At 69.7% G+C, this 11,184-nt stretch carries 11 protein-coding genes and 1 pseudogene; 6 read left to right on the top strand and 6 right to left on the bottom strand.

Annotation, left to right across the window (positions count from 1 at the left end; translation table 11 throughout):
• The 3 genes from MMF94_RS35950 to MMF94_RS35940 all read left to right on the top strand — a co-directional run.
• Nucleotides 1-352: Rossmann-fold NAD(P)-binding domain-containing protein (locus MMF94_RS35950; protein ID WP_241041923.1), on the top strand; the 352-nt coding region annotated here is incomplete at its 5' end.
• 293 nt (nt 353-645) lie between these two features.
• Nucleotides 646-1,890: an MFS transporter gene (locus MMF94_RS35945; RefSeq protein WP_241041922.1), complete on the top strand. Its 1,245-nt coding sequence runs from the start codon at nt 646-648 to the stop codon at nt 1,888-1,890.
• A gap of 372 nt (nt 1,891-2,262) precedes the next feature.
• Nucleotides 2,263-3,186 (top strand): aminoglycoside phosphotransferase family protein, encoded by a 924-nt coding sequence (locus tag MMF94_RS35940; protein ID WP_241041921.1) that lies wholly within the window; start codon nt 2,263-2,265, stop codon nt 3,184-3,186.
• A gap of 102 nt (nt 3,187-3,288) precedes the next feature.
• Here MMF94_RS35940 and MMF94_RS35935 read toward each other — a convergent pair whose 3' ends face one another.
• On the bottom strand, nt 3,289-3,792 hold the full coding sequence (locus MMF94_RS35935) for a VOC family protein (protein WP_241041920.1): 504 nt from the start codon (nt 3,790-3,792) through the stop codon (nt 3,289-3,291).
• Nucleotides 3,793-3,971: 179 nt separating this feature from the next.
• Between MMF94_RS35935 and MMF94_RS35930 the strand changes: the two are divergent.
• Nucleotides 3,972-4,121 (top strand): annotated as a pseudogene (locus MMF94_RS35930) (IS5/IS1182 family transposase); the annotation flags it as partial.
• A 135-nt stretch (nt 4,122-4,256) separates the two neighbouring features.
• On the opposite strand, the gene MMF94_RS35925 reads toward MMF94_RS35930, so the two are convergent.
• Nucleotides 4,257-5,459 (bottom strand): cytochrome P450, encoded by a 1,203-nt coding sequence (locus MMF94_RS35925; RefSeq protein ID WP_241041919.1) that lies wholly within the window; start codon nt 5,457-5,459, stop codon nt 4,257-4,259.
• 959 nt (nt 5,460-6,418) lie between these two features.
• Between MMF94_RS35925 and MMF94_RS35920 the strand changes: the two genes are divergently transcribed.
• Nucleotides 6,419-7,456 (top strand): hypothetical protein, encoded by a 1,038-nt coding sequence (locus MMF94_RS35920; RefSeq protein WP_241041918.1) that lies wholly within the window; start codon nt 6,419-6,421, stop codon nt 7,454-7,456.
• A 196-nt stretch (nt 7,457-7,652) separates the two neighbouring features.
• Here MMF94_RS35920 and MMF94_RS35915 read toward each other — a convergent pair whose 3' ends face one another.
• The 3 genes from MMF94_RS35915 to MMF94_RS35905 are packed head-to-tail and all read right to left on the bottom strand — an operon-like array spanning nt 7,653 to nt 9,813.
• Nucleotides 7,653-8,966, bottom strand: coding sequence for a hypothetical protein (locus tag MMF94_RS35915; RefSeq protein ID WP_241041917.1), 1,314 nt, complete (start codon nt 8,964-8,966; stop codon nt 7,653-7,655).
• Nucleotides 8,963-9,553, bottom strand: a complete 591-nt coding sequence (locus MMF94_RS35910; protein ID WP_241041916.1) for an RNA polymerase sigma factor — start codon at nt 9,551-9,553, stop codon at nt 8,963-8,965. The genes MMF94_RS35915 and MMF94_RS35910 overlap by 4 nt, the downstream gene beginning before the upstream one ends.
• A 44-nt stretch (nt 9,554-9,597) precedes the next feature.
• Nucleotides 9,598-9,813 (bottom strand): hypothetical protein, encoded by a 216-nt coding sequence (locus MMF94_RS35905; RefSeq protein WP_241041915.1) that lies wholly within the window; start codon nt 9,811-9,813, stop codon nt 9,598-9,600.
• Between the two features lie 221 nt (nt 9,814-10,034).
• On the opposite strand from MMF94_RS35905, the gene MMF94_RS35900 reads away from it, so the two are divergent.
• Entirely contained in the window at nt 10,035-10,403 is a 369-nt protein-coding gene (locus MMF94_RS35900) for a helix-turn-helix domain-containing protein (protein WP_241041914.1), read from the top strand.
• A gap of 398 nt (nt 10,404-10,801) precedes the next feature.
• Here the strand turns inward: MMF94_RS35900 and MMF94_RS35895 are convergent, their stop codons facing one another.
• A complete protein-coding gene (locus MMF94_RS35895; RefSeq protein WP_241041913.1) occupies nt 10,802-11,065 on the bottom strand; it encodes a hypothetical protein in 264 nt (87 codons plus the stop codon).
• Nucleotides 11,066-11,184: the final 119 nt, after the last annotated feature.

Raw genomic sequence — 11,184 nt, 5'->3', positions numbered from 1 at the left:
GCTGCTCGACCCCGAACCGCACGACCACGCCGTCTACACCCTGCACGGCCCCGTCGAGCAGAACCACCACGAGATCGTCGAGACCATGTCCGGTGTCCTCGGCATCCCGGTGCACTACGAGCCGATCAGCATCGAGGAATTCGCCACGGCGATGCGCGAGCGCGGGCACGACGAGCACCTCGTCCAGCACCTCAGCAACGTCGCCGTCGACTACCAGAACGGCGTGTTCGCCGGCACCAACGACAACATCGCGAAGCTGGGTGGGCAGCCGCCGCTGTCGGTCGAACAATACGTACGCGAGAACCTCTCCGCCTTCGAAACCAGCGGCTCCCGCTTCGTACCCGCCCCCTGAGATCGCCCAGCGGCTGATCGACCCGGGTCTGGTCACCAAGCTCGACCTCTCCGTCCCGGGGAGCGTCCCTGGCGGTGGGGCTCGAGGTGCGCGTGCCGTTCTGCACCACTTCGCCGCGCAGCTTCGCGAGCAACCGCCGCAGCGTGCCGCAGCCTGTCCCGACGCGGCGGCAGGCCGCGACCGGACCCGCATGACCTGTTCACGCCGATCTCACATCTGAGCTGTGGGAGGGAGCACTCCACACCGGCATCATCTGGCTGGCGAGACGCAAGTCTGCTGTCTACGCTGCTCCTATGCTCGACGGGACTCGTCACACCGCTCCGCGCGCGGCATGGGCATCACCGGCGTTCATGGCGGGAGCGGTGGCCCTGGCCGTGCTGTACGTCGGCAACAATCTGCCCAGCGCTCTATACGGAACGTTTCGCGCCGATATGGGTTTCTCCGCACTGACGCAGACCCTGCTCTACGCCGTCGCGGTCGCGGTGATCCTGCCCTGCCTGCTGGTGTTCGGACCGCTCTCCGACGTGGTGGGCAGGCGTGTGCCGATGATCGTCGGGCTCCTCGCGTTCCTTGCCGGCGACGCGCTGTTCGCCTCGGCACAGGGTGTCGGCTGGCTGTTCGCGGCCCGCCTTGCCCAGGGATTCGGCATGGGGGCGGCCACCGCGGCCGCCCAGGCGACCCTGGCTGACAGCGTCGGGCGGATCGTGCCCGGTGACCCCGCGCGGGGCCACCGGCGGGTGGCCATGACCGCAACAGCGTGCATCACCTTCGGTCTGGCGGTGGGGCCGTTGCTCGGCGGGCTCCTGGCTCAGTACGCACCGGCACCACTGCAGCTGTCGTTCGTCGTGCACGCGGCGACGGTGGTGGTCGCGCTGGTGGCGGTGGTGTGCGCGGCGCCGGGACGAGCAGCTGCCGCCGGCGGTCGGTGGCGCCCGGCCCGCCTCGGTGTCCCGGCGGATGTCCGTCGCACCTTCCTCGTGGCGAGCGCCTCGTCGTTCCTGGCCTGGGGTGTGCTCGGAGCGTTCTCCGCGGTGCTGCCGTCGTTGGTCGGTGACCTGCTCGGCACCACCAACCTGGCACTCACGGCCAGTGCGCTGGCCCTCATGATCGGCACCTCCGGCGCGGCGCAGCTGACGTTCCGGCGGTTGCGCCCACTGCCGGCACAGGCCTGGGGGCTGGGCGCACTGGCCCTCGGTCTGGTTCTGCTCGTGCTCGCGGACATGGGTGCAGGCGAGGTCGTCACGGTGCCCGCCATGTTGTGCACCGGAGTGGGGCACGGGCTCGTGTACTCCGGGGCGCTGCGGGAGATCACCGAGACCACCCCGCCGTCCGAGCGTGGCGCGGTCACGAGCACCTACTACGTGGTGAGCTACCTCGGTCTCGGCGCTCCGGTGATCGGGCTCGGGCTGCTCGCGGCACAACACGGCCTGGAGGTCGCCTCTCAGTGGGTCGCCGTGGTCATCGCCGTGCTGTGCGTCCTGTTCGTGCCGCTGGTCTTCGGGGAGCTGCGCCGACGTCCCGGTTCCGCGGCGCCGTAGCGGCCGCGCCAGTTCCACACCGTGGAGGCCGAGCGACGCGGTCCGAAACAGGACCAGCTCTTCCAGGAGCGCGATCGCGCCCCTCACCGCCCACACGAACTCAGCGTCCTCAATTACAGAACACATATCGGACTGCTGGAGAATTCCAGCGGAGCACACTACCGCTGGTAGCCCTCTATCGGTCACGACTTAAACGGTTGACTCATCATGGCGGGAGTTGGTCTCGCACGCCGGGTCCCGTCCGTTGGACGACGTCGCGGATCGCACCGCTCCGAGCGGGGAGTTGTCGCAGGTCCTGGAGCCGGCGCATCGATCGCACGTCGGAACGGTCGGACAGCGTTGTCATGGTCGAACCCAGTATGGTTTCGCCGCGTGACCGAGATCGAGACGGAGATCACCGCCGGTCTCATCCGCGACCTGCTGCGGGACCAGCATCCTGACCTGGCCGAGCTGCCCCTCCGCGAGGTGGAGGGCGGCTGGGGCAACCAGATGTGGCGCCTCGGGGACGAGCTGGCCGTGCGGATCCAGCGCATGGAAACCGACCCCGATCATCAGCTCAAGGAGCGCCGGTGGCTGCCGCTGCTCGCCCCACGCCTGCCGCTGCCGATCCCCGTCCCGGTGCGGCGTGGTGCGCCCTCCGAGCGTTTCCCCAAGATGTGGACGATCATGACGTGGGTGCCGGGCCTGCCGCTGGACCACGGGTCGATCACCCGCGGCGAGCACGCGGCCGGCACCCTGGCGGCGTTCCTCCGTGCGCTGCATGTGGCAGCGCCCGCCGACGCACCGATTGACACGGGCCGCGGCGCGCATCCCAAGGACTGCACGGACGGCTTCGACCAGTTCTTCGACTCCGTCGACGCTGACGCGATCGGCTCCGACGCCGCCGACGTCCGGGCCGTCTGGGACGACGCCGTCGCGGCCCCCGCATGGGAGGGTCCGCCGGTGTGGGTGCACGGCGACCTGCATCCCGCGAACGTCGTCGTCGCGGACGGGACGCTGGCGGGCGTTGTCGACTTCGGCGACCTGTTCGTCGGCGACCCGGCGTCGGACCTGGCGGCCGCCTGGGTGCTGCTGCCTGCGGGCGCGGCCGCCCGCTTCTTCGCCGTGTACGCGGACGCTGACGAGGCGACGGTCCGGCGCGCCCGTGGGCTGGCCGCGCTGAAGAGCCTCTTCCTGATGCTGATGGGCCAGAACGGGGACCGCGGCCTGCCCGGCGGCAAGCCGGCGTGGGGTCCGGCGGGACGGGCGGCGCTCGACCGGGTCCTGAGCGAGCGTCTGACCCGATTCCACGAGTAGATCGGCGGAATACTCCGACTGTTTCACCCAGCCCCGGCTCTTCATGAGTAACCGGCCGTACCGACGTTCAAGCGGACCTTCCGTAGGCCGCGACCCGAGAAGTCAGCTTCGCGTCGCTAGTGACCGCAGCACCTGGTCCAGCGTGGAGAAAATAACGTTCGAACCGCCTTCCCAGTGGGGTACCGGATCCGGCTGGCCCGGCGCGGGTGCCCACAGCCACCAGATGTTCTGCCAGGGATCAAGGATCCGGCCGAGCGTCGTCTCACCGTAGAACGGCGTCGGTTCGGTGACCGTGGTGGCGCCTCGGGCGGTGGCTCGCTCCGCCACCGCCGCCACGTCCCGGACCCATACCTGGAGCAGTCCAGGTCGTGACGGCCATCCGTCGAGCCGGTCGGCCACCATCAGAACGACAGCGCCAAGCCTGAGCTCGGCATGGATCAGCTTGCCGTCTGGCATTGGAGTTCTGGCCTCGGCCGTCTCGGAGACGCCGAAGACCTCGGATACGAAGGTGATCAGGCCGGCGGCGTCGTCCACGATCACGAACGGGTTGAGCACGGCGTCTGCGCCGGGAATGGATTGAGCAGGGAGCAGGATCTCGTTGTCCATGGCCCAAACTCTGACAGGCCTTCCGGTCAGTTACTGACCGTTGTGACTGCGCCCGAAGGACATCCGGCGAGGAGGCGGTCACAACAGGAATACAACGCGACATGCCGACGGCGCGGAGGTGATCAAGGGTGGGTGCGGGACCCCGGTAGAAGAGTCGGTTCGCCTAAAGATTGACTTGAATACCGAGGTCCCGCGTGCCCGATCTTGTCACCTATACCGCTGCGCTCCCGATCGGGGAGCCCACCGTTGCGTTCGTGTCTGGCCTGCTCGCCGGCGAGCGTGCCCGGCGCGGGACCCGGCGTGGTCGGCGGGCACTGGGCTTCTACCGGTAGGCGATCATGGTGTTGCGCTGGTTCCTCGACGGCACCCGGCCGCCCGGGTCGGCCGCGCTCGACGTGGTGGCCGCGTTGCGTGTGTCTGCGGCGCCCACCACGCCCGTCGCGAGCTCGTGGGGATGGGTGCCGTCAGGCCGGGGTGACGCGTACCGGGATGCTCGCCCACCCTCGCAGCACGTTGTTGAGCTTGGGTACAGGGTCGCCGTCGAGCTCCAAGCGGGCAGCGCGGCGGGTGAGCGCGCTGAGGACGAGTTCGGCCTCGAGCCGGGCTATCAACTGGCCGACGCACTGATGGATTCCCCTGCCGAACACGACGTGCCCTCTCGTGGAGCGGTGGATGTCGAGTTCCTCGGCGTCCTCGCCCCAGTGGCGAGAGTCGCGGTTGGCCGAGCCGAGGAAGAGCAGGACCTTCGTGTCCTTCGGGATGGTGGTGCCGGCGACCTCGACATCGACGCTGGTGGTGCGGAAGAAGGTCTGGAACGGCGACTCCCAGCGCAGCGCCTCGTCGAAGGCGAACTTCGTGAGCGCGGGGTCGGCGTGCAGCGCGGCCCACTGCTGGGGGTGGCGGGCCAGCGCGTACAGCGCGTTGCCCAGGCCGATCACGACGGGGTCGAAGCCCGCCGAGAGCACCGAGCGCACGACCAGCGGAGCCTGTTCGTGGGAGATCTCCCCGCGGTCCGCGGCCGCCCAGATCTGCGCCCCGAGGCTCTGGGGTGCGAGCTTGTCGCGCTCGCAGTGGGCGCGCACCCACTCCTGGGCCGCGGCTGCCACCTCGAACGCGTCGAGCAACAGCTGGTTGCGCGGGCCGAGGGCGTTGGTCGCCAGCTCGCCGTAGCGCAGCAGGTTCCGCCTGCCCTCGGCCGGGAGCCCGAAGGCATCCGGGAACACCCGCAGCGGATAGACCTCGGCGAGGTCGGTGACCGCGTCAAAACGACCCCGTGCCACGAGGGCGTCGGCCAGTTCCTCGGCGAACGGCGCGAACCTCTCCCGCATCCCGCGCACCGCGCGTGGCGAGAGCACCGTGTTCAGCACGGTGCGCACCGCCGTGTGGTCCGGCGGGTCGGCCTCCAGGATGGGGCTGGGCGGGCGCCACGGCTTCTCCCGGGCGAAGTCCGACAGGCCTGCCCCGCGGCCCGACACGAACCTCTCCCAGTCGGTGAGGGTGGCTCTGACCTCCGCGTGCCGGCCCATCGCCACGAGGCTGTCATACCGTGGCAGGCGCACCACCGGCCCGGCGTCGCGCAGGCGCCGGTGGAACTCGTACGGGTCGGTGAGGATCTCGGTGCCGAAGGGGTCGTCGTCCAGGGCGGGCACGTTCTGCGTGGTGGTCATCGTGACGGACTCCCGTTCGATGGTGGGTGCTCAGAGGTCGAGCACGAATTCGGGGCATGCGGCGCGCGACGCAGTTGAACATCGTGCCCTTCTCCGCGTCGGTGAGCAGGGAGGCGCGGTGGTCGACGTCTCCGGTGAGGACGGCGGTCTCGCCGGTGCCTTCCTGGCGGGAGGAGAGCACGGGGATGCCGGTTCCTGGACGGTCTCGAGCTTACGGATGCCACGGTCGACAACGCCATTCGATAATCTTTCAGCGAGAAGTCTTCTCGCCTGCCCCTGCCGTGGACGCCACCAAACTCTCGACCCAGTACATACAAATGGGAAATGGTGGAGGCAGTTATCGGAGGCCGCTCACACCAGTGGACGAAACGGAAGTGGCCGCCCGGGTCGGCCAGGCAGAAGTGGGGAGAGGTGCGGCTGGTCTGGACGGTGGCAGCGGAGCAGAAGGGTCGACCCGTCAGGCGAGAGCGAGAACGCATAGGCGTCCGTGGGCAATTCGGCGCCCCCGCCTCCGCATGGACCGCACAGCGCGTCCGGTGCTCACGCAGGAGCCCGACCGTCTCCTCGTCGAGGGCGATACGGCGCTACCGGGCCGTCCCATTGGCGCGTCTCATGATCTTGAAACTCGCACATGCCGCGCCAGGCATACAGCGGGGTCACGCGTGGTGGGCTCCAAGGGATCGAACCCTGAACCGGCGGATTAAATGTGGCGGCATCCTGCCTCACAGGGCCACTACCTGCATCAACAGTTTCGCGCCGCACCTCGCGAACCGCGCCTGATCACTTGGGACGACTGCGCTTCGCACCACGAGTGACCCACGCCCGTACGCGGACCAACGTGGATCGCGGTCTCCGCGACGCCGTCGTAGGTGGGCGAAGCTGTTGGGCTCGACGCCCCGACCAGGACGCGCGGGCCGCGGCTATCCTCGACCGCCCGTCGTCGACAGAACGAGGATTTGATGCGCGGACCGGCGGGGCGGGTCGTCTCGTCCATGTTCATCCTGGTGACGTTGATCATGACCGCGTCGTGCACCCCACAAGAACCGATCGCGTATCTCCCGCCGCCGGGCACGTACCGGCCGGAGGATCCGGTCGGCGAGGACAGCGAGGCCCGGCCGGTCCCGCCCGGTACGGCGACGACGCTGACCGCTGCGCTCGTCGCGGCCGGCGCGTTCTGCGTCCAGATCCGGAGCAACGCCGACGGCCGGGCCGTGTGGTGCCGAAACCGCAACGCCGACGATCCTTGGGTGGCGCAGTTCCTGCTCGATCGCGACGACCGGCTCGCCTGGGCCTGGATCCCGAAACCGAGTCCTCCCGTGTACGCCGAGCCGGACCGGACCGAGGAGTTCGACGCCGACCGCGTGACCCGATTCGCCGTGGCGGCCCTGGGCGCCTTGTGGCCGGACGCCGTGGATCGGATCGGCACCGAGATCCAGCAGTACCAGCGGGAACGGCGCGACCGGGCAGAGCGTGGACAGCCGATCGAAGGTGCCTTCACCCGCGCCTGGCGTGATGATCACGCCGACTACACGATGTCCAGCGCGTACGAGCTGATCGTCGCCGGCCGCGACGCGGTGGTCGATCGCTGGCCGTCCGACTCGGGACACTACGGCGGCCGGATGAGCGAGGCGGTCGGCGACCTGCAGGAGTCCGGTTACCAATGTTTCTATCCACCGCAGACGGTCTGCCACCGTGAGTTCAACGACGAGTTCCGGGTGTCGCTGCGCGGCGACCGGATCGTCACCGCAAACTTCGACATCAATGGCGACGAGACGCTCGCCGACACGTTCCCGCGCGGACTCACCTTCCTCGCCCCGGACGTCCGGTCCGAGATCGCCGCCAAGATCGAGGACGCCCGGCTGGCCCGGGCGGACTTCCTCGGCGTCGTCGCCGGCACCGTGCTCGCTGTCGACGCCGCGCCCGTCCCGCCGGTCGGCGGTTCGGTCCCGCTCGCGGTCCGGATCGGCTCGCCGATGATCGGCACCCTTCCGATCTGACCGACGAGGCCTGGGCGCGGATCGAGCCGTTGCCACCGATCACAGGCCGAGGTCGTAGGTGGCGTGACCACCGGCGGTGATCAACGCGATCCGACGGCAGGTGGAGCGCATCCTCGACGAAGTGATCGTGAAAGACGACGCGGTCGGAAACGTGAGTGGACCTTCAGCATCGACTCCAGTTCCGTGCGGCATCCGCTCAGTTCCGGTAGACCTCGACGCCCGCCGGACTGTCTGCGGTGTACGCGGTGACCACCACCTGAACCCTCGCCTGCCGGCTCGTCTCCCGCGGTTGGCTGTCGATCGTGCACATGGCGAGCCGGTCGAGAATCGTGCAGCCTGCCTCGGCGACCGGCTCCTGTTGCGGCGGAGCCGCGCTGTCTGGCGTCGGCTCATGCTGCAGCGCCGGCACCGCGGCGATCTCGACGCGGGTCACGTCCGGTGAGACGGCCATCAGGACCGCGCTGCCCTCGCCGCGGTGGAAGACGACAGGACTGGCCAGGCCGCTGCGGTGGTCCGGATGCAGCGGTGCCTCGGCGAAGGCCCTGCCGCCGTATACGGCGTCGGTCATACAGAAGCCGGCGGCGAGGTCCCCGATCCGCGCTACCAGCGCGGGCGGCGCGGCTCCTCCGACGTCGTGCCACCCCACCGGGATCCACAGGCGGTCATTCACGTGCGCGTGCGTCGGGAGCCCCTCGAAGCACTCGTCCAGGTACCGCCCCTCCGGGGTGTCGGGCCGCTCCGGCAGGTCCCGGTCGGCGACGACGAGCGCCTGTACCGGTTCCGGGACGGGTCCGTCGTAGCCGCCGGCGTCGGTGAGCCGCATCTGATCCGGAGTCTCCCCGGAATAGATGTCGACGAAGGTGACCCGGTCCTCGCTGATCAGCATCTTACCGGGAAGCCCGATCGCGAACTCGCGCCCGTCGGGATTGAGCACCACCAGCTGTCCCGCGGACATCCGCACGACTTGGACCTCGCCGGCAGGCGTGCCGGTCAACCCCGACACCGCCACCGATCCCGGCGACACGAGGCAGGCGAACGAGTCGTTGATCTCGAGGTCGCTCTCGACCGCACCGACTCCCATGTGCAGGGTCGATCGCCACTCGCGCGTCGACGGGTACTCACCGGCCCGGCCGCTGTGCACAACAGCGGCCGCACACCGGGCCAGCGCCAGGTCCGTGGCCGGTTGACCGCTCGGCGGCGGCAGCTCGACGCCGGCGAACGGGTCCCCGCCGGGGTCCTCGCCCGGTGCAGTGCCGGGACCGCCGTCGGTCACGGTGGCGGGCGGGAGCCGGTCGAGACCGGCGGGGTCGTCCGCCCCGAATCCGGTGACGGCCGTGACCGTCGTCGCCGCGATCGCCACCACAACCGCGGCGGCAGCGGCGAGGAACGAGGTGCGCCTGCGAGGGGCCGCAGCGGGGGCGGCGTCCATCCGGTGCAGCACGCGGTGCAGCACCCGCTCCCGGACGTCGGCGGGCAACGCCGGGGCGGGCGGCAGCTCGAGCTCGTTCATCGGGTCTCCTCGGGCAGCAGTGCGCGGAGCCGGGCTCGGGCGCGGTGGATACGGGAGCGCACCGTCGCCTCGGGGATGCCGAGCGCGCGGGCGGCGTCGGACTGGGCGAGGTCGGCGACGATGCACAGCTCGACGACCTCGCGCTGGGCCGCCGGAAGGCGCTCCAGGGCGGCGAGCACGCGGTGCAGGCTGCGGTGGCCGTCGACGGAGGCCGCGACGGAGTCGGAGTGGTCGCGAACCACCGGCGCCGCCCCGAGACGGCGGAAGAGGCGTTGATGGCGCATCGACCGCCGCCGTTCGGTGCGGGCCTCGTTACCGGCCACCGCGAGCAGCCACGGCAGGGCCGAGTCCGCGGTGAACCGGACCTCCGCCCGGCGTCGCCACGCCGTGAGGAACGTGGCGGCGAGGACGTCCTCGGCCATCGCGCTCGAACCGGTGAGGTGATGAGCCTGGCGCCAGACCGCGTCGACGTGCCGGTGGTACAGCGTGGTGAAGGCGTCACGGTCGCCGCCCTGCGCGGCGGCCCACAACTCATCGTCCTCGGGGAGTGCGGTGCCCACCCACCCCACTCCCTCTCGCGTGCTCATGCCCCGTAGTGGCCGGCATCGATCATCGCGTTCCGGCCGATTCGTCACGAACACGACACCCGCGTCCCACGCCCCGCCGCCGGCGGGACCTCGAGACTTCCGCCGCGGATCATCCAAGGGCGACGGCGCAGCCCGGACAGGTAGTGGCGCCGCTTCGTGACCGCGTCGATGCCGGTGTAGACGGAGACCCGCAGAGATCCACTCGGCAGCTCCTCGATGCTGCCCCGTGGCCGCTTCTGACGCCTGCGCTGTGCCGTCACGACCAGGAGCGCATGAGGGTTCGCACGACGTTTGACCCCATGACCAGGCACACGCAGCTGTAGGCGCGGCTGAAATGCCACGTCAGAGGCGGTGGTCCCCCAGGGGATCGAACCCTGAACCCGCGGATTAAAGAGGATGGCTCGACACCACACAGAGCAGAGGTGCTGGGGCGGCTGCTCGTTTGTGGCCCGGCCCGGCGCTGCGGGACGTCGTCCCCTCGGTGCCGGGCGGGGACGGCTCCGCGGCCGTGTTGCTCGACATGATGCGATCGCACGTCCGCGAACACCTGGCCGACCCAGAACTGCGGGTCGAGGAGCTGGCGCGGCGGCACCACATATCGGTCCGCCACGCGTACACCCTGTTCAAACGGATCGGGACCACCCCCGGTGCCTACCTGCACGAGCAACGGCTACTCGCGGCACAGGCGATGCTGTCCGACCCGAGATACGACCGTCTCGCGATATCGAGCATCGCCGCTGCGGTCGGGATCCTCGACCTCAGCACTTTCGAACGGGCGTTCCGGCGGCAGTACGGAACGACGCCAGCCAGTTGGCGGCGTGAGCACCGTCGCTCCGGACCAATCCCGTGACCGTGCTGCAGGAAGTTCATGGTTCCGAACTGGAATCGCTGTGCACGCTGAGGGCAATGGGCTGGTCGACCGTCTGCGCGAGGGGTCAGGCAGATGCGAACCGCGTTGGGGGCCGATCACCGAACTCGATTCTTGGAGTTGGTGACACCAAGTCCTCTCGCGGGGATTGCCGACTGGTTGGACCGTGTGTCACACGACTGATCGGCAACGCGCCCGCCCGCGCGGTTTCGGTTTTGGACCGTTCCCGAACCCAGGGTCTCGGCCCGGCGGAGGTCGTTGCCGGTGGGGTCACGCGGCTGCCTTTGTGGGCGGGAGCGTGTCATCCACGCCGACCCAGACCGATGTCAGGCTCTTGTTGACGGTCCGCCTGCGGCTCGGCGCGGCACCGACCTTACGGATCAGTCCCTCGCGGTGTGCGGCGGCGAAGGCTGCGCCCCAGCGCCATGGTGGTCTGGCTCTTCGAGGCCGAAGCGTTCTTTCACGTCGGCAGCCTGGAATCGCTCACCGGTGCGTGCCATCTCCGCGATGGCACTCAATGTTCCTTCGAACCAGCCGGGGTCGGTGTTTTGTTCGGCAATGTCACTGCCGTCGATGCGGCCGCTGGGGATGGCGTCGCCGAAGAGCGGGATCGTCGTCCCGGCGGTTTCGTCGACGACGCTCATCGGTTCGGTCCCTGGTGGACGGCCGCGGCGATCCGGTCGAGTTGCACTGGCAAGAGTGGCGGGTGGAGATGAAGGCGGGCCGATCTACATGGAAGCAGCTGCAGTTTCCTGGCAGCCAT

The sequence above is a fragment of the Pseudonocardia alaniniphila genome (assembly GCF_022524485.1).
GTDB lineage: Bacteria > Actinomycetota > Actinomycetes > Mycobacteriales > Pseudonocardiaceae > Pseudonocardia > Pseudonocardia alaniniphila.
The sequence above is the reverse complement of the archived record's forward strand: the minus strand, read 5'-3'. Positions and strand labels throughout refer to the sequence as shown.

What these genes read in the sequence shown, in the direction of transcription:
- MMF94_RS35895 (WP_241041913.1), bottom strand. Translation starts at nt 11,065, where the DNA reads ATGAGCGTCGTCGACGAAACCGCCGGGACGACGATCCCGCTCTTCGGC.
- MMF94_RS35935 (WP_241041920.1), bottom strand. Translation starts at nt 3,792, where the DNA reads ATGGACAACGAGATCCTGCTCCCTGCTCAATCCATTCCCGGCGCAGAC.
- MMF94_RS35910 (WP_241041916.1), bottom strand. Translation starts at nt 9,553, where the DNA reads ATGAGCACGCGAGAGGGAGTGGGGTGGGTGGGCACCGCACTCCCCGAG.
- MMF94_RS35925 (WP_241041919.1), bottom strand. Translation starts at nt 5,459, where the DNA reads ATGACCACCACGCAGAACGTGCCCGCCCTGGACGACGACCCCTTCGGC.
- MMF94_RS35915 (WP_241041917.1), bottom strand. Translation starts at nt 8,966, where the DNA reads ATGAACGAGCTCGAGCTGCCGCCCGCCCCGGCGTTGCCCGCCGACGTC.
- MMF94_RS35920 (WP_241041918.1), top strand. Translation starts at nt 6,419, where the DNA reads ATGCGCGGACCGGCGGGGCGGGTCGTCTCGTCCATGTTCATCCTGGTG.
- MMF94_RS35945 (WP_241041922.1), top strand. Translation starts at nt 646, where the DNA reads ATGCTCGACGGGACTCGTCACACCGCTCCGCGCGCGGCATGGGCATCA.